Annotated in this window: 18 protein-coding genes and 1 pseudogene; 10 read left to right on the top strand and 9 right to left on the bottom strand. The window is 46.1% G+C overall.

The features are described from left to right. Positions 1 to 60: 60 nt before the first annotated feature. Positions 61 to 1464, bottom strand: a complete 1404-nt coding sequence (locus IRQ95_RS09340) for a PTS fructose transporter subunit IIC (RefSeq protein ID WP_194436689.1) — start codon at positions 1462 to 1464, stop codon at positions 61 to 63. Between the two features lie 175 nt (positions 1465 to 1639). Here IRQ95_RS09340 and IRQ95_RS09335 point away from each other — a divergent pair, with 175 nt between their 5' ends. Next, on the top strand, positions 1640 to 2287 hold the full coding sequence (locus IRQ95_RS09335) for a MurR/RpiR family transcriptional regulator (protein ID WP_194436688.1): 648 nt from the start codon (positions 1640 to 1642) through the stop codon (positions 2285 to 2287). 200 nt (positions 2288 to 2487) lie between these two features. On the opposite strand, the gene IRQ95_RS09330 is transcribed toward IRQ95_RS09335, so the two are convergent. Beyond that, complete coding sequence (locus IRQ95_RS09330) at positions 2488 to 3030, bottom strand: flavodoxin family protein (protein ID WP_228481357.1); 543 nt, start codon at positions 3028 to 3030, stop codon at positions 2488 to 2490. Between the two features lie 233 nt (positions 3031 to 3263). Next, the gene (locus tag IRQ95_RS09325; RefSeq protein ID WP_194436687.1) at positions 3264 to 3734 is read right to left on the bottom strand and encodes an ASCH domain-containing protein; all 471 of its coding nucleotides are present in this window, start codon (positions 3732 to 3734) and stop codon (positions 3264 to 3266) included. A gap of 297 nt (positions 3735 to 4031) precedes the next feature. Here IRQ95_RS09325 and IRQ95_RS09320 point away from each other — a divergent pair, with 297 nt between their 5' ends. Next, positions 4032 to 4172 carry a hypothetical protein gene (locus IRQ95_RS09320; protein WP_194436686.1) on the top strand — a complete coding sequence of 47 codons (141 nt, stop codon included), beginning with the start codon at positions 4032 to 4034 and terminating at the stop codon, positions 4170 to 4172. Between the two features lie 21 nt (positions 4173 to 4193). Next, positions 4194 to 4637 (top strand): annotated as a pseudogene (locus IRQ95_RS09315) (outer membrane beta-barrel protein); the annotation flags it as partial. 83 nt (positions 4638 to 4720) lie between these two features. Here IRQ95_RS09315 and IRQ95_RS09310 read toward each other — a convergent pair. Then, a complete protein-coding gene (locus IRQ95_RS09310) occupies positions 4721 to 6112 on the bottom strand; it encodes an MATE family efflux transporter (RefSeq protein ID WP_194436684.1) in 1392 nt (463 codons plus the stop codon). Between the two features lie 281 nt (positions 6113 to 6393). Here IRQ95_RS09310 and IRQ95_RS09305 point away from each other — a divergent pair, with 281 nt between their 5' ends. Beyond that, entirely contained in the window at positions 6394 to 7140 is a 747-nt protein-coding gene (locus IRQ95_RS09305; protein ID WP_194436748.1) for a methyltransferase domain-containing protein, read from the top strand. A gap of 85 nt (positions 7141 to 7225) precedes the next feature. Here IRQ95_RS09305 and fusA read toward each other — a convergent pair whose 3' ends face one another. The 4 genes from fusA to mngA form a co-directional block, all read right to left on the bottom strand. Next, positions 7226 to 9250: an elongation factor G gene (gene fusA, locus IRQ95_RS09300; protein WP_194436683.1), complete on the bottom strand. Its 2025-nt coding sequence runs from the start codon at positions 9248 to 9250 to the stop codon at positions 7226 to 7228. A 544-nt stretch (positions 9251 to 9794) separates the two neighbouring features. After that, positions 9795 to 10988, bottom strand: a complete 1194-nt coding sequence (gene manA / locus IRQ95_RS09295) for a mannose-6-phosphate isomerase, class I (RefSeq protein WP_194436682.1) — start codon at positions 10986 to 10988, stop codon at positions 9795 to 9797. 83 nt (positions 10989 to 11071) lie between these two features. Further along, complete coding sequence (gene mngB / locus IRQ95_RS09290; RefSeq protein ID WP_194436681.1) at positions 11072 to 13723, bottom strand: mannosylglycerate hydrolase; 2652 nt, start codon at positions 13721 to 13723, stop codon at positions 11072 to 11074. Between the two features lie 127 nt (positions 13724 to 13850). Beyond that, positions 13851 to 15791, bottom strand: coding sequence for a PTS 2-O-a-mannosyl-D-glycerate transporter subunit IIABC (gene mngA, locus IRQ95_RS09285; protein WP_194436680.1), 1941 nt, complete (start codon positions 15789 to 15791; stop codon positions 13851 to 13853). Positions 15792 to 16045: 254 nt separating this feature from the next. Here mngA and IRQ95_RS09280 point away from each other — a divergent pair, with 254 nt between their 5' ends. The 3 genes from IRQ95_RS09280 to IRQ95_RS09270 all read left to right on the top strand — a co-directional run bounded on the left by IRQ95_RS09280 (position 16046) and on the right by IRQ95_RS09270 (position 18443). Beyond that, on the top strand, positions 16046 to 16765 hold the full coding sequence (locus IRQ95_RS09280) for a GntR family transcriptional regulator (RefSeq protein WP_194436679.1): 720 nt from the start codon (positions 16046 to 16048) through the stop codon (positions 16763 to 16765). A gap of 104 nt (positions 16766 to 16869) precedes the next feature. Further along, positions 16870 to 17505, top strand: coding sequence for an SGNH/GDSL hydrolase family protein (locus IRQ95_RS09275; RefSeq protein ID WP_194436678.1), 636 nt, complete (start codon positions 16870 to 16872; stop codon positions 17503 to 17505). A gap of 47 nt (positions 17506 to 17552) precedes the next feature. Beyond that, the gene (locus IRQ95_RS09270) at positions 17553 to 18443 is read left to right on the top strand and encodes a LysR family transcriptional regulator (RefSeq protein WP_194436677.1); all 891 of its coding nucleotides are present in this window, start codon (positions 17553 to 17555) and stop codon (positions 18441 to 18443) included. 45 nt (positions 18444 to 18488) lie between these two features. Here the strand turns inward: IRQ95_RS09270 and IRQ95_RS09265 are convergent, their stop codons facing one another. Next, positions 18489 to 18875 (bottom strand): VOC family protein, encoded by a 387-nt coding sequence (locus IRQ95_RS09265; protein ID WP_194436676.1) that lies wholly within the window; start codon positions 18873 to 18875, stop codon positions 18489 to 18491. A 162-nt stretch (positions 18876 to 19037) separates the two neighbouring features. On the opposite strand from IRQ95_RS09265, the gene gloA2 reads away from it, so the two are divergent. The 3 genes from gloA2 to IRQ95_RS09250 all read left to right on the top strand — a co-directional run bounded on the left by gloA2 (position 19038) and on the right by IRQ95_RS09250 (position 22479). Continuing rightward, positions 19038 to 19424, top strand: coding sequence for an SMU1112c/YaeR family gloxylase I-like metalloprotein (gene gloA2, locus IRQ95_RS09260; RefSeq protein ID WP_194436675.1), 387 nt, complete (start codon positions 19038 to 19040; stop codon positions 19422 to 19424). A 230-nt stretch (positions 19425 to 19654) separates the two neighbouring features. Next, on the top strand, positions 19655 to 20998 hold the full coding sequence (locus tag IRQ95_RS09255) for a PTS transporter subunit EIIC (protein WP_194436674.1): 1344 nt from the start codon (positions 19655 to 19657) through the stop codon (positions 20996 to 20998). A gap of 38 nt (positions 20999 to 21036) precedes the next feature. After that, entirely contained in the window at positions 21037 to 22479 is a 1443-nt protein-coding gene (locus tag IRQ95_RS09250) for a glycoside hydrolase family 32 protein (RefSeq protein WP_194436673.1), read from the top strand. The last annotated feature ends 19 nt before the right edge of the window (positions 22480 to 22498 follow it).

The raw sequence follows: 22498 nt of genomic DNA, 5'->3' as shown, positions 1-22498 counted from the left end.
TGCAAAAGCTTATGTTTGAGTTATTCAAAAGAGGGGCGAGTGCATCGCCCCAGTGACGTGTTATGCGTTTGCGTTGTCCGGCTTAGTGCATAGCAGCAATGCTGCAGCGATAAAGCTTGAACCGATGAGTACTGAAATGGTGTAGCTGATTGGGTCTGAAGATAGGAACCAACCCCAAACTGCTGGCAGTGGCAGACTTTGCCATACATTCAATAGTACACCCACTTGCGTGCCGATGATTGAACCTAAGATCATGATTGGAATCATTTTTGGATTCTTAAGAATGAATGGGATCGCGCCTTCTGAAATACCAATTAGACCCAACATTAGCGATGTTTTACCAACAGTTTGCTCTTCACTTGAGAACACTGGCTTACGGAATTTGCCATCAAGTAGAGCCGCAATACCAACGCCAATTGGTGGAATAACGATACCCAACTCACGCGCCAGTAGGTCAAAACCTTCGCCCATGCCGTTTAAGCCTAGTGCTACCGAGCCTGCTGCTTTGTTGATAGGGCCGCCCAAGTCAAATGCGGTACCAGCTGCGATAACCATTGAGTAGATACCACGACCGGCATCACCTGCTTGAGTGAACAACTCGATCATCGCCATGTTTAACGCGCCAAAGAATGGGTTGATCGCGTATTCCATCGTCAGCACCATCACCACACCAGTAATTGCTGGCACAAGTAGCATGGTTTTTAGTGTCGTCAGTTCAGTCTTAACCTTGATGGTGTCGTTAAGGTAACGAACGAGGTAACCCACCAAGAAACCAATCGCAATCGCACCAAAGAAGCCCGATGGCGCCCAGCCTTCTAGGTCAAAGAAGCGTTTATACACTTCATCACTCATGATGCCGCCGATAAAGGCAGGGATAAGCGCGGGTTTACCAGCAATAGAATAAGCTAGGTACGCCGCGAAAATTGGGTACATAAACTTGATGGTCATAAAACCAAGCTTATCTAGAGTTTGGATTGGCGTACCTGAGATGTCGATGAACTCACCGGTGATCTTTGCCACCGCCATCAACAAACCACCCAATACCACCACAGGTAGCATGTAGCTGATACCCGTCATGATGTGACCAATCGCTACTTGGTAAGCTGAACGTTTCTCTTCAACGACTTGCGCGCCGCCTTCGCTCTTCTCTTTACCAAGGTTAAATACGGTCGGCAGTAGCTCATCGACACGTTTGATCAGCTCTTGAGTGCGCACTTTCAGTGGATTGGCGTTATCAAAACGCTCCATTTCCATAATTGGCACGTCGATAGCTAAAACGACACCGTCCGCTGTCGCGATATCGTGTGCAGTTAACTTGTTTTTCACCCCGTCGCTGCCTTGGGTTTCGACTTTCACTTCGTAACCTTGCTGCTCTGCCCAGCTTTGAATTTTCTTCGCCGCCATAAAAGTGTGTGCAATGCCGGTAGGGCAAGCGGTCACTGCAACAATTTTTTTCTTCGCCATGGTTTTTCACCGTTATATTTATTTGACTGCCGGCAGTATATTTTCCAGTGATGTATCAAGATACTGTTTCATGGTACAAGCCATGTATGACGATACTTTTGTGAAGCGCATCAAGGAAAAATATGCCGATTTCGCGCCTAATAGCAGCCAATTCGTTCCTAATTAAGTGTAAGTGATGAACACCTTTAAGGGCATTGAGCGAGCTATCTACGAATACCTCATTACCCATGCCAACGAGCTGCATGAAATTTCAGCGAAAACCATCGCCAATAAAGCGTTGACGACGACGACGTCGGTTAATCGTGTGTGTAAGAAAATGGGCTATGCCAGTTACACAGAACTGCGCTATAAACTGGTGCAAGATCTACGCAAGCAAACGGTGGTGGGAGAGGAAGAAGAATCACAATCACAGCGTATTACGCTGGTTGCTCAAGCGCTAAATAGCTCGCCAGTGGTTTATCTTTATTCGCGCGGCGCATCGATTGTCAGTGTTACTTACCTGTCGCGTTTTCTATCACTCGCCAATATTCCGCACCTAGTCATCACTGACATCCACCAACTAGCCCGCGCAGAAAAAGGCACTGTCGTCTTGGTGAGTAAATCCGGTGAAACGCAAGCCGTGGTGGATATGGCACACAACGCCAAGCGCAAAGGATTAAAGGTATTTGCCATCAGCCATCTCGGCTCTACGCTGGCTTCTATCGCCAACACTAACCTCGATTTGGAAGAGCAAGTCGACGGCATCTCGCCATACAGCCGCGAGTCACAGATTCAGATTTTGAAGATTATTGATTTAATAGGAAAAACCTTACTGGAAGGTTGAATAGCCGCATTCACATATAAGTATTCATATCGGTGATTAAGACTTCGGACTAAGCTCTTTTTATAGTGTCTGTCCCTATAAAACTTTTTGAAGTGTCTGTCCCTTCAACTTTTAATACGACTGTCCTTATAATTCCCAACCAAAGAAAAACCCACTCAAAGGTGGGTTTCAGTTACTAGAGCATTCGCGCGGGTACAAATCTATTTGGCGAATGAAGCAACTCGCTGACCAAACAATCGCGCGGTTTCTAGATCACCCTTACATGGCGCTTCCTCTGGCGAAGCATCTGCGGGGCTTTGTGCCAACAAACCAGAAAATGCTCCGAGATAATTTACATCATCGCGCTGAGCCGCTTTTGTATTAGCCGGCATAAGACCGGTACCAATCCAGACCATGCCATGTTGCATAGCGAGTGTCATTAGGTAAGAGATGGTCACACCTTTGTCACCATTCATTGATGCGGAATTAGTAAAGCCTGCCGCAAACTTATCTTTCCAATCCATACTAAACCAACGCTTGCTGGAAGCATCAGCAAACTTTTTAAACTGCCACGATACCATACCCATATAGGTTGGAGAGCCAAACACGATTGCACTGGCATTGTCCAATTGCTGCCATTGTTCTTCTGTAAGCTCACCATTTTCATCAATTTTGATTAATACTGCATTGGCACCCTCAGCCACTGCGTGTGCTTGTTTTTCGGTATGCCCATAACCACTGTGGTAAACGACTGCGACTGACATGATCTTCCTCCAATCTGAACGGGGTCAAATTAGAGTGTAGACGGGTTTATGCCCCTCACAAGATAAGCGGTTTAACGACCAAGTGTCTTGGAGTTGTTTTGAAAGGACAGATGTATTGAAGTATTGAACAGATTGAAGGGACAGACACTCTAAAAGCACCACTGAACTTTTGATGCCACCTTCTATAGTGTCTGTCCCTTTATCATTAATCGAGCTGACAACCCTTGCTGCTATTAACTTTCTGGATAGACTGTTTTGAATCTTTCCAATACCAAAAGCATGTCATCAGATGGCTCTATTTCGAGCTCCTCACACTCTTTTGAGAAGAAGTTCCAATGTGCTTTTCGCCACCAAGCTAAGCTTTTATCACCCTCACCTTCTGCTGCAGCAAATTCATCGGTAACTTTCTCGAACTCGCAAGTCATTACTGAAGTCACCTCAATGATACAAACAGGTTCACCGTTCCAGTTAGTCACCACTTGGAGATGACCGACTTCAGGCATTGGCTCGCCTTTTTCACTATACCAATGCTCTAAACTGCAAGATGCTTGCTTTTCACCTCGCAAGATAAGATCCGCACAGATGTTGGCATTATATTCATCTGCGCAAAAGTAGTCTGAGCTAAATGAAACATACTTAGCGGCAACCTCTTTCGATAGCAGACCAAGGTATTGTTCTAGAAACAGCTGACTTCTTTCATCCATGACTCTAAATTCCTGATTGAGAAAACATATATCGAGTTAATTTATAGTGTCTGTCCGTCTTGAGAAACACGTTTTGAGAAACATAATTGAGTTCAGTACATAATCTTAATTTTATTGATGTGAACAACAACATAAATTGGACATTTTCGTTCTTCTAAATAGCATATCATCCTAACTTCTTTATAACTTTTTATACTTATAAATGTAAGCATAAAATTTCATATTTCATGTTAAATTAACTTTTGTTCCATACATGGATTTAGCTTCACTTTAACAAGTCATTTCTAAGGAAAAATCATGAGAATAAAAGTAATTCCAGTGGCTTTATTATCTAGTTTAATATCAGTTCCCACATTCGCTGATGTGGAACATAAATTTGGATTTAAAGGTAGTTATGTCGATCAAGATGCCTCTCATAGTATGTTATTTGGTAAATAAAGCGATAATGCTTTTGGTTATGGCATTGAATATACTGCCTTGTCTCCAATCAGTACATCTTCTGAAAATAGAGCAAAATTTGGTATAAATTTAGGCTTTGATACTTTTGATCTTGAACATGATGTCACACTATCATCGGACAGAAATATTATTGATACTGAGTTTAGAGTTATAACTATTGCACCCATATTTGCGTACTCTGTTAATAACAATATTGATTTTTATGTCAAAGCAGGCGTAACTCTATGGGATGCTGATTTAGAATCCAAAGACCTTTCGATGTCTTATAGCTTAGACGGCGAAGATTTCATATTTGGATTAGGAGCCACCTACCAATCACATAATGGGGCATACTCTGGTATCGAAATTTCAAAAGCTGATTTTAGTGATTCTGGCTTTGATGTAGATACGGTAATGATTTCAATAAAATTTGGTTATACCTTTGGACTCAATTCGGCTAGATAGCCACAATTAACTGCTCTAATAAAAAAGCGCGTTACCAACATGCAGTAACGCGCTTTATTCACTTTAATTAATTGAGCTTGAGATTAACTCACCGCTACACCAAATGTCGGCATTGTATCGCGGCGCTTAATCACAAAGCGCAGGCGTAGTAGCATTAGAATTGCGGCAACCGTTAAGCCAGTCAGAATGCCGACCCAAAAGCCCTTCTCGCCCATTGCTGGCACAACGTAGTCTGTTAAGCCGAGCACCACACCCATTGGCAGTGCCAAACCCCAGTATGAGGCAATCGCCAAAAACATCGGGATCTTAGTGTCTTTGTAACCACGTAGCGCGCCATTAGCAGAGGTTTGCAACGCATCACTGAATTGGTACATCGCAGTAAACACCAGCAAAGTCGCTGCCGTCGCACTGATGGCAGGATCGGTAGTGTACAGACGAATAATCCACTCAGGGAACAGCAAAAATACGGCAACTGAAATCAGTGAAACTAAAGCGGCAACCAAAATACCGATTTTACTGCGCTCTACTGCGCTTAACTCATCACGCTCACCCAGAGAGTGTCCCACGCGAATCGTAATACCAAACGAGATACTCATCGGAATCACATAAGTTAAACTCGAGATGTTCAGCGCGATCTGCGCCGCCGCGACGTTCTCAGCGCCAATGCGACCAATCAACAGTGCGATAACCGCAAAGATACTGCCACAAACAGCGATATTCATACCAATCGGCAAACCCAACTTGAGCAGGTTAAACATCTCTTTGATGCGAGGTTTAGCATCAGAAAATGAAATGATTTTTTTGTAGTGATGGTGGCCGCGAATATACGAGTAAAGCAAGCCAGACATGACCCAATAGACCAAACTGGTTGCCCAGCCACAACCCACAGCACCCAATTCAGGGAAACCAAGCTTACCGTAGATCAGAACATAGTTAACTGGGATGTTAAGTAGCAAACCAATCACCGAAATAACCATTGGCACTTTGGTATTGTTCATCCCTTCACAGAAGCCGTTTAAGGTATAGAACAAAGCAATACCCGGCACACCAAACGCTAAGGCGAACGCATAGTCACTGGCAATAGGGATGATCTCAGAAGCAACACCAATCCATTCCAAAATAGGTTTCGCACTGACCAAATAACCAATCAGTAACACGCTAGAAAACAGCGCTAGCCAAACCATCTGGAAGAACTCAACTGAGATACTAGAAAAGTCACGCGCACCACGATGGTAAGCAACCACGGGCGTTAAGGCCATGATCACGCCGCGCAGCAATAGCAAAACAGGGATCCAAAGGCTACCGCCAAGTGCTATCGCAGCAAGATCCGCAGGGCTAACTTGACCCGCCATAGTGGTGTCAACAAAACCCATCGCTTGCGTAGCGATTTGCGTCAGAATGATAGGAATCGACAGATGCATCAAGGCACCCGATTCACGAGTAAAACGAGAAAAAGGACTAAGTGTCGTTTGCATGGAATTTCACAAACACCAATATAAATGCACCAGTGATGGCAGGATAGCGAGTGTGCATTTTAGGGTGTGCCCGTTGGGCGGCGATAATATAATCAGCTTGTTAAAATCGGTCAAGCACAACGATCATCAGCAAAAATAACTAAGTTATTGATAGTTATAAAAATGAAATAATTCGCTAAAAATAACAGCAAAAAAAACGTGTTTTTTTTGCTTCGTAACTGAGCAATGTTGGTATAGCATGCGCAGCCCAATAATTTACGAGCATAACAACTGTGGGAATCATTCCTTCAAACGCCCTCTATACCGACCTTTCTGGTTACTACGATTTAATGTGTGCCGATATTGATTACAAAGCGCAAAGTCACTTCGTAAGCCGCCTACACCAAATTTTTGGTAATGAAGGAAAGAAGCACCTTGATTTAGCTTGTGGCACTGGTCCGCATATTCGTCACCTGATTGATGCCGGCTACCAAAGCAGCGGTCTGGACCTAAACCAACCGATGCTTGATATTGCTAAGCAGCGTTGCCCAGAAGCGGAATTCATCCTCAACAATATGTGTGAGTTTACTGTTGAACAACCGCTAGATCTGATCACCTGTTTTCTTTACTCAATCCATTACAGTGATGGTATTGAAAACCTGAAAAAATGCATCGCCGCTGCCCATGCAGCACTAGCATCAGGTGGTATGTTCTGCTTTAACTCGGTCAACCGTAACAAAATTGATAACCGCTCTTTCGTTCGCCATAGCGCCCAACACGAAGGCAGTGAGTTTACTTTTAGCTCAGGTTGGCGATACAGCGGCGAGGGTGAACAGCAATTCCTGACACTGAGTATCGAAAAGCACTCTGAAGATGAAAAACAGCTTTGGAATGATGAGCACCCAATGGTTGCGGTTAACTATGACGAACTAAGCTCACTACTTGAACCGTACTTTGAAGTGCATATCTTCGAGCATGATTACGAAAAAATCCTGCCTTGGAATGGTCAGTCAGGCAACGCATTCTTTGCTTGTGTAAAGCGCGACTAATACCGACTCCGTCGACAAAAGAAGCTTATAAAAACGCCCTCTATCAAAAACGAGGGCGTTTTACTTTACCTAACAGTACAACCAATTAATTCGTTTCAGTAGCCTTATCACACACCCGTTTTTGTACTAATGGCGGCGCGGGCTCATAGTGGCTAAGCGACATATTAAAACTGCCCTCCCCACCCGTTATCGAACGTAAACGTTGCGAATAACCTTGCACCTCATTTAGCGGCGATTTCGCCCGTAGCAACGTAAAATGACCATCGATAGGCTCAGTACCTTCAATCAAGCCGCGGTTACCTGAGAGATCCCCAGAGACATCGCCTACATTCACCGTCGGCACGCGCAGTTCCATTTGTACGATTGGCTCCAGTACAATTGGGTCAGCATTGTTGATCGCATCTAGAAACGCTTTTTTACCCGCAATCACAAAAGCGATCTCTTTCGAGTCCACCGAATGATATTTACCGTCATAGACAGTAACTTCGATATCTTTGATTGGATTACCAGAAATCGCGCCCTCTTCAAGCGCTTGGACAATGCCCTTTTCCACCGCAGGGATCAGCGAAGTTGGAATCGAGCCACCCACAACCTTATTAACGAATTGGAAGCCAGCGCCACGTTCTAGCGGTCGTACCCGCAGCTGCACTTCACCAAACTGCCCAGCCCCACCACTCTGTTTCTTATGGCGATAATGCCCTTCAGCAGGTTTGGTCACGGTTTCAAAGTACTCGACACTCGGTTCACTGGTTTCGACTTCAAGCTTATAAACGCTCGCCATCTTTTCTAAGGCGATTTTAAGGTGGAACTCACCTTGCCCACTTAAAATGGTTTCATTCGTTCGAGCACGATGTTCCACGCGCAGAGATGGGTCTTCGCTGACTATCTTATGCAGTACATCACCCAGTTTTTGCTCATCCCCCCGTTTCACCGGTTTAAGACAGATTGAATACATTGAATTGGGGAAGTTTAAGGTCTTCAACGTCACGCCATCTTCGTCATGAGAATCATGTACGATAGAGTCAAACTGCAACTCATCCACTTTAGCCAGCACACAGAAATCCCCTGCTAATGCTTTCGTGATCTCGCTGCGCACCTTACCTTGAAGTTGATACAGATGCCCAACCTTAAACGCTTTATTGCTCTCACCGATATAGAGTTGGCTGCCGACATGGATTTCACCTTGATAGACGCGCAAGTAAGCCAGCTTGCCCATATAAGGATCCACACTCACTTTGTACACATGCGCCACGCTGTGCTCTAACGTTTCACAGTTAACCTTAATCATCTTACCGTTTTTCTCCAACTGAGGTGGGTTACCTTCGTTTGGCATCGGCATAATTTCGGTTAAGGTTTTTAGTAGAAGATCCACGCCTGCACCAGTTTGCGCAGACACGAAGCAGATTGGCACGACATGCCCAGTTCTGAGCGCTTCTTCAAATGGATCATGCAGCTGTTCAGGCGTAAGTTCAGAGCCTTGTTCTAGATAGAGCTCCATCAACTCTTCATCCACCTCAATCACTTGGTCGATTAACGTCTCATGCGCCGCTTCCACCGTTGATATCAAAGTCTCTTTCGCCACTTCCGGTTCAAAGAAACAGTCGACAACTGAGTGACCATCAGTTGAAGGTAAGTTGATTGGCAGGCAGTTGTCGCCAAAGTGCGCAACAATACTTTCCATCAGTGCTTCGAGCTGATCACCATGATTGTCTAACTTGTTGACAATAATCATCCGACACATTTGTCGCTCTTGAGCAAACTCAAATATCCGCTCAGAGGTTTGATTGATAGGGGCTTGCGGATCGATGATTAGTGCGGTGGTTTCCACTGCGGGAAATACGCTGAGGGTGCGTCCAAGTAATTCGTTTTGTCCGGGAGTATCGATGATATTAAGGCGGTGCTGATTCCAACTCAACGCGACAGGGGTGGCTTCAATACTGTGTTGATACTGAATCGATTGGTCGTCAAAATCGGTAACCGTGTCCCCTTTTTCGACACAACCTAAATGGGTCGTGGAGTCGCAGGTAAACAACAGTTTTTCAATCAACGTCGTTTTACCCGTCCCCGTTTGACCAACAAAGGCGATGTTGCGGATCTTATTGATAGGCATAAAGCCTCCTTGCAAATGACACGTTGAACACGACTCACGCGGCTAAGCGGGTCGATTACAAAGCAAACTTGATACAAGCTCAATCGCCATCAAGTCAGCTACGATAAAGTTACAAACGGCATTAAATCGGCGGGATTACCGCCTGCTCGTCTGCCATGTCATTTTTCGGATCACTCCATGCATTTCACCACCACTCACACAGATTAATGGCTAGTCACTCTAGGATGGCTCAATATCCTTATAATTAATGTGACTAATTTCATTATATCCGCTAGAAATCACTTTGCAGGATTGAGAATTGATGAATGGCATAAAAAAACCCGCCGAAATGGCGGGCTGGTCAAACCGTATTAAACACAACGGTGAACATGATACTTTCCAACGATGTTGATAATCAGCAAGTGACGCTAATTAAATTGAATAGTAGCGGTTTAATACTTATTCCAAATCCCCTTGGATACGACCAAAACAATATCACGGTTACCCAAAAGGCTATTGACCCACGCTCGGGGGAACATGATCTCAGCCGTTAGGAGCCTATCAATCAGTTAAACGCACGCGCTAATGTGCCAACACCATGATACTGATAAACTTTTGCTTTGTTACAAACAAAGGCTGACTCACCTGCGGCAAGGGTAACGAGCTCACTGCCACAACTAAGCGTTGCTTGACCTTCAATACAGAAAATAATCTCTGCACCGCGAACATATTGCGCTTTATCCTCGGCATCGAGCGCGATGATTTCAAAACCGAAATCATCCACCGGGATCGGATAACCGAGCTTATTACCGCTGCAAAATGGTGCCAGCTTGATTTCGTCAGCAGTAATAGAGTGGAACTGAGTATTAGCAATAAGCTCCGCCACATCCATATACTTAGGCGTCAAACCTGCGCGCAGTACGTTGTCAGAGTTCGCCATAATTTCTAAGCCAGTACCTTTGACATACGCGTGCGGCGTTTCAGCATGGAGGAACATCGCTTCACCTGGTTCAAGCTCCACCACATTTAACAGCAGCGGTGAAAACAGACCGATATCATCGCCATACCCTTGACTAAAGTCTTGAATGAGTTCAAACGCTTCACGTGCTAGTGCCGTTTTAGCGGGCAGTTCGACTCGCGCCACAAGCTCAGCGATCGCTTGCTGCTTACGCTCACCGGTAAGGTTCATCACCACAGAGAAAAACTCTGCTAAACCTTGCTCGTTCGGCAAAGCACTCAGCGCATCAACTTCATCACGCAAGGAATCAATCCCCGCTTGCTGAAACAGCGCCACAATCTCTGCAACAGGACGAAAACCATTCATCGCTTTGTAAAACGTTAACGCGTAAACCAACTCGGGTTTATGGTTAGCATCTTTGTAGTTACGGTTCGCCGCACTTAACTCAATGCCTTGCTGGTTCTCTCTCGCAAAGCCTGCCATCGCTTTCGCTTTACTAGGGTGAACTTGTACCGAAAGCGGTTTTGCCGCAGACAATACTTTAAACAGATAAGGCAGTTCACCAAAACGCTCCGCCGTATACTCGCCTAAAACGCCATGTGGATCTTGCGCGATAATCTCAGACAAAAGCTCACCGCTGCCGGCTACTTTTGAGCAACCATTTGGGTGTGCACCCATCCAGATTTCAGCTTGAGGTTGATTGTCAGGGTTAGCAATACCAAATAGCTCACCCATCGCCGTTTTACTACCCCAAACATAATTTTGAATTACGTTATCGAGTTTAAATAGTGTTTTCGTCATCGTTGAATCTCTTGCGAGCGAATGGAGGTGAAATAAAAAAGCTCAGCACATCTATGAGGCAATGTGCTGAGCAAAACCCGTAATTAGAACTTCACTAGGAATGACTTAGCTTGGCATGATTTCAAAGTGCCAAAGCTCGTCTCAACTTGAGATTGCTCTTGAGATTCCGCTAAAGGCTTCTCATCCATGCTCACTTCTTGCCATGCGCTTACCGCTTGAGTGAAGCAAACACCATCTTCTAACTCACCCGTTTCTGCTGGGTTGTAAACACGAATCACAAGACCTTGCTCATCTTCCGCTTTCTTCAGTACACTCAATACCGCGCCACGTTGCTCTTTTTCAAGCAAGCTGTATGTAAGTGGCTTGTCTTGTTCACCCACGTTTAGCTTCATCGCGTTGTATGGGATCTTGTTGTAGCACTGAATTGGAGTGACGTTGTCACGAGATTCAGCCATGATATTCGCACTGATGTGATCACCTTGGTAACCAAACAGACTGAAGTTACACACTAGCTTGCCACGCGTTTGCGAGTCAGGCGTTGGGATCTTAATACCTGAAGGGCGACCAGGACGCAGTAGCAGCTCTTCTTTACCCAGCGTGCCAACACCACGTAGCAATGTTAGAGCAAAAGTATCACGCTCTTCGTTGTTCTTGCTTGAAATGATTTCAAACTCACGTAGACCATTGGTCATCAGCGCCATACCGCCAGCCGAGTTCTCAACCGCCGCAAAGTTCATAAGTTGGTAAACTGGTACTGGCGCTTCTTTCCAGCCCTCTTGTTCCCAAACTTCCATCGCAGGATCGTTGGTTGGGCGAGTGATCAAGCCAAACTGGTTATCCGCAACCACAGTTTCAGAGACAAATGGCGTCGGGATAAGCACACGTACACGGTGATCATCAGCTTGGTTATCAAGCTCCATGCGAACGTCAATACGGCGGCTACCTTGTTTTAGAACCACTTGGCAGTCAACATCTAGGAAACCATTTTGACCCGCTCGCTCTTCACGCTCCTGCAGATTTGCTGGGACAGACATGCGTAGCTTAATGTTCGCGACCGATTGGAAGCCTTCGTGTTTGATCTCTGTTTGCACCTCAAACTCATCAGAGTAGAGTAGCCATTCTTTACGTGATGGCGAGTAATCGTATTCGTCGCCATCATCTGAACCATCTTCGATACGCAGCGCTTGGTCGTAAGTGTGTAGCGTCTCTTTGTCGAAAATAGTTAGCGTACCGTTAGCGTTGACATTGATGCGGTAGAAGTCGTTCTCTAGAACGTGTTCACCCTGCTCTGCCACTTTTTGCGTGCCTTTGCTGTGCGCTTCAATGTGCAATGTCGTGAAGCCCATTGCTGGTACTGTGTGTTTAAATTGGATGTCATATTCAATGAACGGGTCGTAGTTACCGTAGTGAACGATCTGACGGTCAATCTTACCTGGGTCAATCACGCGTTGGTCTTGAATGAAGTACTCAATCGCATTGTCGTTATCATCAAACAGATTAAATTCATTCGCACGTAGAGTAATCGTGGTATTGATCACCTCTTCACGCGCATATGGAGATAGGTTGAACAGCGCTAGCTTGTCACAGCCTTCACGTGCTGGCATGTGGTCAACAATCTTACGCTTGTAGAAGTTGATTAGGTTGGTCGCCATATCATCCGCAAGGATGTAGCGGTTTAGGATCTCAGCGTGTACTTTGTCTGAGCAGCAGCAACCAATCGAGTCATGAGCGTGGTTCTTCATGCTCTCTTTCCACATTTTCTCAATCAGACCGTGGTGGTATTCAAAGCCCAAGCTCCAAGCGATAGACGCAAGCGGCTCTAGAATGTTAACAATCTTATTCTCAACTTCAGCGTGGATCAGTTTGATGTCCATACGAGTTGAAGAAATCGTGCGGTGAACACGCATGTATTTACCGTCGTTAAACTCACCTTTTACTGTATCCAATTGATCGCGCAGCGCTTCAATACGCTCAAACACTTCTTCGTAGCGGCTCATCACAAACTCGCGATCAGGGTAGATCTCACGCAGCTTGTCCATCACTTCAAAAATGTCTTTCTGAATTGGCATTTGGTCGTGACCGTTTGGCAACAGAATGTCTTTCGTCACTGACGGCTTTTCAAGCACAGGGAAGTATTTGTCTAGGCGATCACGCAGACCTTTTTCATCTTGAGGTAAGTACTTACCAATCGCATAGCCCAGTGGTAGCACTTGTGATGTCACTTCACTCCCATCATTCGATTGCCATACAAATTCGGTTTTATCTGTACCGTGACGCTCTGAACAGCCGCGCCAGAACATTGCACGATTAATACCAAAGCCGTTGTAAATCATAGGTAGTTGCGAGCTCATTGAGAATGAATCTGGTAGGTAACCAATCTTCATTACTTCACCAAACTCTAGGCAGTCACGAATACCGTAAAGCATATTACGTACAATGGATTCGCCAGACACTTGCATGGTATCCGTTTGCGAATACCAAGGACCAATAATCAATTTGCCCGCTTCAACTAAGGCTTTAACGCGCTCTTTGTTCTCTGGTTTGATCGCGAAGTAATCTTCTAGTACCGCGGTTTGACCATCGAGTACGTAGTATTTGTATGCAGGGTCATTTTCTAGACGCTGCATGATCTCTTCCATGTTGTTAATCAGAAGAATACGTGACTCTTCAGTAGTGAAATACCATTCACGATCCCAGTGCATGTGTGGAGTAATATGAACGCGTGATGTAGTCATAACTGTATTACCTATTGAGCGATTTACTTAAGCAGTAAAGAGACTCGAAATTTGAAATTTGAAAATATGGGGATTAAATCTTGTTACTTACACAGGGCACATAACTTGTGCCCTGTGCTATTTAGCGTTAGTTTGAAGTCGCAGCCTGAGCGTCAAATTGACCCTTTTTTACTGCGTGTGCTCGCCAGCCGATTAGCATTGCGGTAGAAATCGCCGTACCAATTAGAGCAGCACCTAGCCAGATTGCGCCGGCACCGAATGCGCCGATTTCAGGGCTGTAATCCAATAGGAATAGCGACACGATACCCGCACCTGGCGCTTGCAGACCGATACCAGCCGCACCTACGATGGCACCACAAACTGCAGAACCCACTAGGAATGAACCGATTACGCGTACTGGATCTTCAATCGCCATTGGAATCGCACCTTCCGTGATACCCGCAAGACCTAGTAGCCAAGTTGACTTACCCGTTTCAATCTCAAAGTCTTTAAACAGACGTGGACGAAGCATAGTCGAGAATGTCACTGTAAATGCCGAAACCATTTTCACTGAAGCAAAGATTGCATAAGGCGCAAAGTTACCGTTCGCCATCGCACCAACACAGAACAGGTAAGCTGCTTTGTTGATTGGACCACCAAGGTCAGACGAAACGAACAGACCGATTACCGCACCTAGAATGATGGCATTGGTACCCGATAGACCATTAAGGAAATCGGTTAGTCCTTGGTTTAGCCATGCCACAGGTTTGCCTACCACGAACAGCATCAAAGAACCAATAACCAAGGTGCCTAATACTGGGTAAAGGTAGAAGGTTAAAAAGCCATTAAATGCCGGGCTAACGCGAATATTCTCTTTCACCCAACGCATGAAGTAGCCTGCTAGCAAACCACCAGCAACACCACCAAGGAAACCTGCACCGATTAAGTTCGCTGCAAGACCCGCTGCAAAACCAGGCGCTAGAGCTGGCTTATCCGCCAATGAGTAAGCGGTGTAAGCTGCCAGTACAGGCACCATGATCACACCAAGTAGACCACCACCTAGCTTACGGTACATGTTCAACCAACTGCCCGCTTCGTTATAAAGCGCAAGCATTTCTGGGTTGATACGTGAAAGCAGAACTGCAATCGCCAGCACCGTACCACCCGCCACAATCAGTGGCACAGCAAACGAAATACCAGAGAGCAGCGCTTGTTTAACATCGGTTTTCCAAGAGTTACGCTTCTTCGGCGCATCCGTTGCAACGGCACGCTCGGCACCAGAGCCATTTTTCGCCGCTTCCAACGCTTCATTAAGAATACGCTCAGCGTGTTTAATCGGCTCAGCAACTGGCACTTCAACGCGAGGAATACCGTTAAAACGCTCTAGCTCTTTGATAGCCACTTCTGCCGCAAATACGCAAGCATCGGCTTTATTCAGTTGCTCAGCCGTTAAGCGATCTTCAATACCATTAGCACCTTGTTTTTCAACATGAACGTTGATACCAAGCTTCTTACCCGCTTTTTCTAGGTATTCCGCAGCCATATAAGTATGAGCGATACCAGCAGGGCACGCTGTCACACAGACAACGGTTGGCGCATTTGTATCTAAGTTGTCTTGTTCTTCAACCACTTCGTCAGGCTTGTTGAACAGCGCCAGAAGTTCATCTGTGGTGGTCGCATTCAGCACGGCTTCACGTACGTCATCATCAACCAAGGTTGTAGTAAGCTCTGTGAGCAGGTGCATGTGCGTAGAGCCTGCTTCAGCATTTGGAATAGCAATTAGGAAGATCAGATTAACATCTTCATCTTCGTCCAAGCCTTTCCACTTTAAATCTTGTTTTAGTGTCGCAACCGCGAAGGAAGCTTCTTTTACTGCATCTGTCTTACCATGAGGTACAGCAAGACCTTCACCTAAAGCGGTTGGTCCTTGTTCTTCACGCGCAAATACCGCATCTAGGTATTGTTGTTTATCGTGCAGTTTGCCTTGTTGATCTAATTGTTCAGCCAGCGCACGGATCGCTTCGTCACGACTTGTAAAAGTCGTTTGTAGGTTAATCAGCGATGGGTGGGTTAGAGAGGTCAGATTCATAACGTTTGTCCCATTGTCACATTATTCATTGTTGTCCGAACAACAACGAGACCAATAATACCTATTACATACAAATGTTCTGCGATCCAGATCTCAGTTGAATTAAAATATGTATCATTGTTGTATTGTCTATTTTCAAATTATACCAAACAACTGCTTGTCATATTGAATCGAATTCGTATGATACGATTAACTATAGCGTATATAAGTGCTGTTCCATCGAGTCGTAGCGGAACAGTGTAAGAGAGGTAGCCATGGCAAGATTGCCTATGTATCGACAAATAGCAGACGCCATTCGTGGCAAGATCAGCTCAGGTGAATATAAAGTCGGTAATGCCCTTCCTACTGAGGCACAATTACGAGAAGAGTTTTCCGTTAGCCGCGTGACAGTGCGCCAAGCGATTAAATTGCTGGTTGAAAGCGGCGAGCTAGAGAGCAAGCAAGGCAGCGGAACCTACGTGAAAGAAAACAAGGTGAATTACGACATCTATCAGCAAAGTAGCTTTGCTGAAAAATGGTCACACCTCGATTCTGTTACTCGCAGTGATGTACTGGCATTTGAGATCCGCAGCGCCTCACTCACCATGGCAGAACACCTTAATATCTGTGAAGGCGACCGCGTCTTCTACGTTAAACGCGTGCGCTACGTTGATGAGAATCCAATTACGGTTGAAGAAACTTGGCTACCAACCGAAATGTTCCCAGACCTCACCTACCAAGTGATGCAAGGTTCAAAATACGAGTTTATTGAAAATCAAAAAGGCATGGTCATTGATCGCAGTGAACAGGAAATCATCCCTGTTTTGCCACCCAGTGACATTGCCGATCTCCTTGGTATTGACCCAGCGCAACCGATCATAGAGAAACGTACCCGCAGCCATTTAATCGATGATACAATTTTCGAATACAGTCGAAACTACTTTAAATCAAGCGATTACAAATTTACGTTGGTAGCAAAGCGTCACCGTTCATAGCGAATTTCAAGCCTGTATCTTCTTAGATCACTGACCTTAAAAACACGCTTTTGAACGCACGTGTTTAAGCGCAAGCAACTCGAATTTGTTGGCAAGGATAGAAAATGAACTCTGGTGTGAAATCTGTTTTATGTTTTGGTGACTCAAACACATGGGGCTACATGCCCATCAAAGGCGGTCGCTACCCAGCCGAGCTACGCTGGACGTCGCTATTAGAGCAACAACTCCCAGCAGACTGGCAAGTGATCAGCGAAGGCTTGCCAGGCAGAACCACCGGTTTTCATGAATCGATTCACAGCCCTCACTCCGGTCTCGGCTATTTCCTACCTTGCTTAGAGAAATACCAACCAGAAGTGGTGGTGATCATGCTTGGCACCAACGACTTGCAAAGTCATCTAGGTTTATCCGCCGAAGCGATCTCTTGTGGTGCGGCGCAACTGGTTAAACAAGCCCAGCACTTTGCCAGCCACAACCAAGATGTCGCGACCAATATCGTATTGGTTTGCCCACCGCCTATTGTTGAAGTCGGTTTCGCTGCCACAGGATTTTGCGGCGGTGCAGAGAAGTCGCAACAATTTGCCGAGCATTATCAACAAAGAGCCCAAGAGCTTGGCTGCTATTATTTAGATGCAGGTAAATGGGTGTCATCGAGTACAACGGAAGGGGTACACTGGCATGAGGATCAGCCCGCCAAGTTTGCCGAAGGTTTATACCAGACGATCAAACATCTGTTTGCTTAATCACCATCAAGCCACAATAACTGGCAGCGACGAATCATAGGAACCGGATGAAAGTACTTCAGGACTTCAGTGTCTTTATCGAAACCGCGCGCCAAGCGAGCATCACCCAAGCTGCGAATACGCTGGCAATAACGCCTGCGGCGGTAAGTGCCACAATAAAACGCCTTGAAGCGCAATTTGGTTGTGCGCTGTTTATTCGCTCAACACGCAGTATTCGCCTGACGCCTGAAGGTCAATTAATGCTGGAGAAATGCCAGCAAGCCGTGACTGCGATTGAATCTGGCGTTGAGTCAGTAAAGCGCGATCCAAACCAAATCACCGGGCACCTACGTTTAGCAATGCCATCGGATCTTGGGCGCAACATCATCATTCCGTTGCTCGATGAATTTATGGAGCAACACCCAACTCTTTCGGTCTCACTTGAGCTTAGCGATAGTTTGATTGATCTCTACACTCGCCCGATCGATGCTTCACTGCGCTATGGCACGCCGCCAGACTCAACCATGGTTGCCCTACCGATCAGTCCAGACAACGATCGCATCGCTTGCGCATCCCCTGACTACCTTGCCAAATATGGCACTCCGACTCACCCATCAGAACTTGTTAATCACAACTGCATCAACTTCATCACGCTAGTGAAGTACCACACCAAGTGGCGCTTTACCAAACAAGGGGAAATGTGTGAAGTGATCGCCACAGGCAACCGCTTTGCCAACGACGGTGATGCAGTCAGACGCTGGATGATCTCCGGAAAAGGGATTGGCTATAAATCCCGAATTGATTCAATACCAGATATCGAAAACGGCAGCCTCGTACCCCTGTTTGAAGATTGGCAAGGCGATGCGATTCCTCTCAATCTTGTAGTGACAGACAAGCGCCAGCTGACTCCCGCACTTTACCTGCTGCGAGATTTCTTGCGCGAGCGTTTAAGCCGCTAGTTCATATTGCTATTAACCAACGGCTCATGTACTGCAACGTTGCCGCTATTGAGAAGCCACCGGCGAGCAAATCTCGACCAGATAACCATTCAGATCGCTGACGTACGCGGTGGTCTGTCCCCACGGCATCTCTTCAACGTCTTGAACTAACGTTGCACCAGCCTTTAATGCCTGACTAAGCTGCTCTGCGACTTGCTCAGTTTCAAAGGCAATTTCAAATGTCGGCGCGCTAGGATTTGGCTTGACCGCGCCTTTACCCAGTTGCTCCATCAGCTCAAGCGAGCTAAACGAAAGCGTGGTTTCGCCCGTATTAAGCGCACCGTAGTCGCCGCTTGGGTGTAAAAATTCGATCTCAAAACCAAATGCTTCTCGATAAAACTCTAATGTCGCCTTTACGTTTTCAACATACAAAATGGTGTATTTCAGTTTCATGTTGTTCCCTTAATCACTCACTTAATTACATATTGCGCCACTGCGCACTTTTTAGCCGCCACAACGAGTCTGATTTGCGACACTGAAAAGCAAAATAATGGCTAGTGAGCGCACGCGATTGTGGTTACTCTTATTCTCTATTCACCACTAAGGATTGATATCTTGAAACTGGAAGCCATTCATCACGTTGCCATCATCTGCTCAGATTACTCAAAATCAAAGCACTTCTATGTTGAGTTGCTGGGTCTTGAGATCATCGCTGAGAACTACCGCCAAGCGCGCGACTCTTACAAGCTGGATTTAGCGCTGCCAAACGGGAATCAACTTGAGCTGTTTTCATTTCCCAACCCACCAGCGCGCCCAAGCACCCCTGAAGCGCAAGGCTTACGCCACTTAGCTTTTGTGGTTGAGTCCGTTGAACAGAGCGCGCAACATTTAACGCAGCACGGCGTAGAAGTAGAACCGATTCGCATTGATGAGTTCACCGGCAAAGCGTTCACCTTTTTCAAAGATCCCGACGGCTTACCGCTGGAGCTGTACCAAAAGTGACCTTGACACTCTTTGCCTAAATCTAGCAACTTCAACCACAGCATAAGAAAACGGGTGTATAAGACTATACTTACCCCCGATGATCTTCACTCGCCCATTCAGCTTAAGAATGTGATGTAATCGATATAATTGACGATCAAATTTAGATCCAACTTGATGAAATTTTGATGATGTGAAAACCTTACCACATTAAAACATGAAAACCTTTTCACACATTAAGGGTAGAACAGATGAATAACAAAATTGCAGTGAGTTTACTCAATGCTTTGGGTGGAAAAGAGAACATCCGAGCGCTTGAGCATTGCGCGACTCGTTTACGCGTAGTGGTGAAAGATGACGCTAAAGTTGACGCAGATGCGATCAAAAAGACCGCTAAAGTAGCAGGTTACTTCCTGCAATCGGGTCAGCACCAAGTGATCTTAGGCACGGGTCTAGTGAACACTGTTCACGGCGAAATGACCAAACTGGTTGATGGTGAGCTAGAAAGCACCAAAGGCGCAGCGTATGAAAATATGAGCCCGTTCCAAAAGGCACTGCGCGCGTTGGCTGACGTATTTATCCCGCTAATTCCAGTGCTGGTTGCAACGGGTCTGTTCATGGGTCTACGCGGCTTTGCACAACAACTGGGCGTTACTTTCTCACCTGATGTTCTGACTATGACGCAAGTTGTAACAGACACAGTATTTATCTTCTTGCCTGCTCTCGTTGTATGGTCTGCTTTCCAACGTTTTGGCGGCACGCCAGTGGTCGGTATGGTGCTAGGTCTTATGTTAATCGCGCCAATGCTGCCAAACGCATGGGCGGTTGCATCGGGTGATGCAGAGAGATTGTCACTGGGTATCTTCCAAGTGCAAGGCTTCCAAGGCACCATCATTCCTGCTCTTATCGTCGGTATCTTTGGTGCAAGCCTAGAGCGTTGGATCAAGTCTTGGATGCCATCGGTAGTGGCGCTGGTATTCACGCCATTTTTAACCATCACTATCGGTATGTTGGCGGGTCTTTTGATTATTGGTCCTATCTTCAACGTAGTTGAACACGGCGTAATGGTTTCTTCAGAAACGATTGTGAACCTACCATTTGGTATCGGTGGCGCTATCTTTGGTGCATTCCAACAAGTACTGACGGTAACGGGTCTACATCACAGCCTAATGGTGGTAGAGCTAAACTTCCTATCAACATTGAAAGTAAACCCACTTAACGCATTGATCACTGCCTCAATGGCTGGTCAAGCAGGTGCAGCCATTGCTTACACCATGTCACTAAAAGACAAAGAACAGAAAGCGCTTAACTACTCATCAATCGCGCCATGTTTCTTCGGTATCACTGAGCCATTGCTATTCGGTATCACGCTGACTAACAGCAAGGTATTTGCATCAGGCATGATTGGCGGTGCTATCGCCGGTGCATTCGCAACCATGATGCACATCGCGCCTTCAGTAATGGGTGTGACGTACTTGCCAGCTATCCCTGCTTACCTTGGTAACGGCTTGATGATGTACATCGCCATGATTGTTATCGGTATGGGCTCAGCAATGATCGCAACCAAAATTCTGCTTAAAACTTCAAAAGCTTAACTATCAAGGGAGCCCAGCAATGGGCTCTCTTTACTTATATGAATACACTACTTAATCAAGCGAATGCGGTTCTAGCAAGCGCGACCACAGCAACCAATGACCATTGGCGTCCAAAGTTTCACATCACGCCGCCGGCAGGGCTGTTAAACGACCCAAATGGCTTTATTCAATTTGATGGTCAATACCACCTGTTTTATCAATGGCACCCCTTCGCTTGCGAGCACGGTTCCAAATTCTGGGCACACTGCACCAGTGATGATCTTATTCACTGGGAACTAAAACCAACCGCGCTCGCACCGGATGCCAACTACGACAAGAATGGGTGTTATTCAGGAAGTGCTTTTGTACTTAATGATGAGCTGCACTTGTTCTACACTGGCAACCTCAAAGATGAAGCCAACCAACGCATATCAACTCAATGCCTGGCAAAACCGAACGATAGCAAGCTAGAGAGCTACGAAAAGCTTGGTCCAGTGATTGATGGGCAACCAGAAGGCTACACAGCACACTTTCGCGATCCAAAGATCTGGCAACATGACGAGCGCTGGTACTGCGTATTGGGCGCGCAAACAGAGCAACTGACCGGACAAGTGCTGCTTTACTCTTCTGACGATGCAAAGCAGTGGCAATATCTAACGCCCATCGCTGGTGATGGCATCAATGGACTGACTGAGTTTGGCTACATGTTTGAGTGCCCAGATCTTTTTGCCCTTGATGGTCAAGATGTCTTAATTGGCTGCCCACAAGGAATTCAGTCGCAAGGGATGAATTTCCATAACCGTCATAACAACGGTTACTTTGTCGGTCAATTAGATTACGCAACCACTCAATACACCCATGGTGAGTTCCTGCCACTTGATCGCGGCTTTGAATTCTATGCACCGCAAACCACCCTTGCCGATGATGGTCGTCGCTTGCTAAGTGCTTGGCTGGGGATTCCCGATGAAGATAATCAACCAACGGTGGAACATAACTGGATTCACGCCTTATCGCTCGTTCGCTCTTTGCACCTAGTCGATGGCAAAGTTCAGCAGCGTCCGGTGGAAGAGCACAAACAATTGCGTCGCAGCCAACAGCAGTGGGCAGAGCAAAGCCTCAACGCACAAAAACCGCTGAGCTTTAGCAGCGAAAACTGCTTTGAGCTCGCTCTCAAGGCTGAGCAAATTGACGGAGTGTTCTCACTGCGTTTAGCTGAAGTGGGTGAGCACTTTGTTGAAATCAGCTTTGATAGCGCAACTGGGGTATTCAAAGTCGACCGCAGTCATGCCCTTCACCAAGATGGCAGCCGTGAATGTCTGTTGAATACTCGCGACAGCTTAGAGCTACAGATCTTCTTTGACCGTTCGATTCTGGAAATTTTCGTCAACAATGGCGAAGAAGTCTTCTCTGGTCGCGTATTTCCTGCTCAGGCGGTATCAAACACCACTGTGACATCGACTAAGTCGTGTATAATCAAGGAGCTTATTCGATACGACTACTAGGGAACACCGCCCTAAAGAA

It is taken from the genome of Vibrio fluminensis, from assembly GCF_015278125.1.
Lineage (GTDB): Bacteria > Pseudomonadota > Gammaproteobacteria > Enterobacterales > Vibrionaceae > Vibrio > Vibrio fluminensis.
Note: the sequence above shows the minus strand (reverse complement) of the source record. Positions and strands in the feature narration are given on the sequence as shown.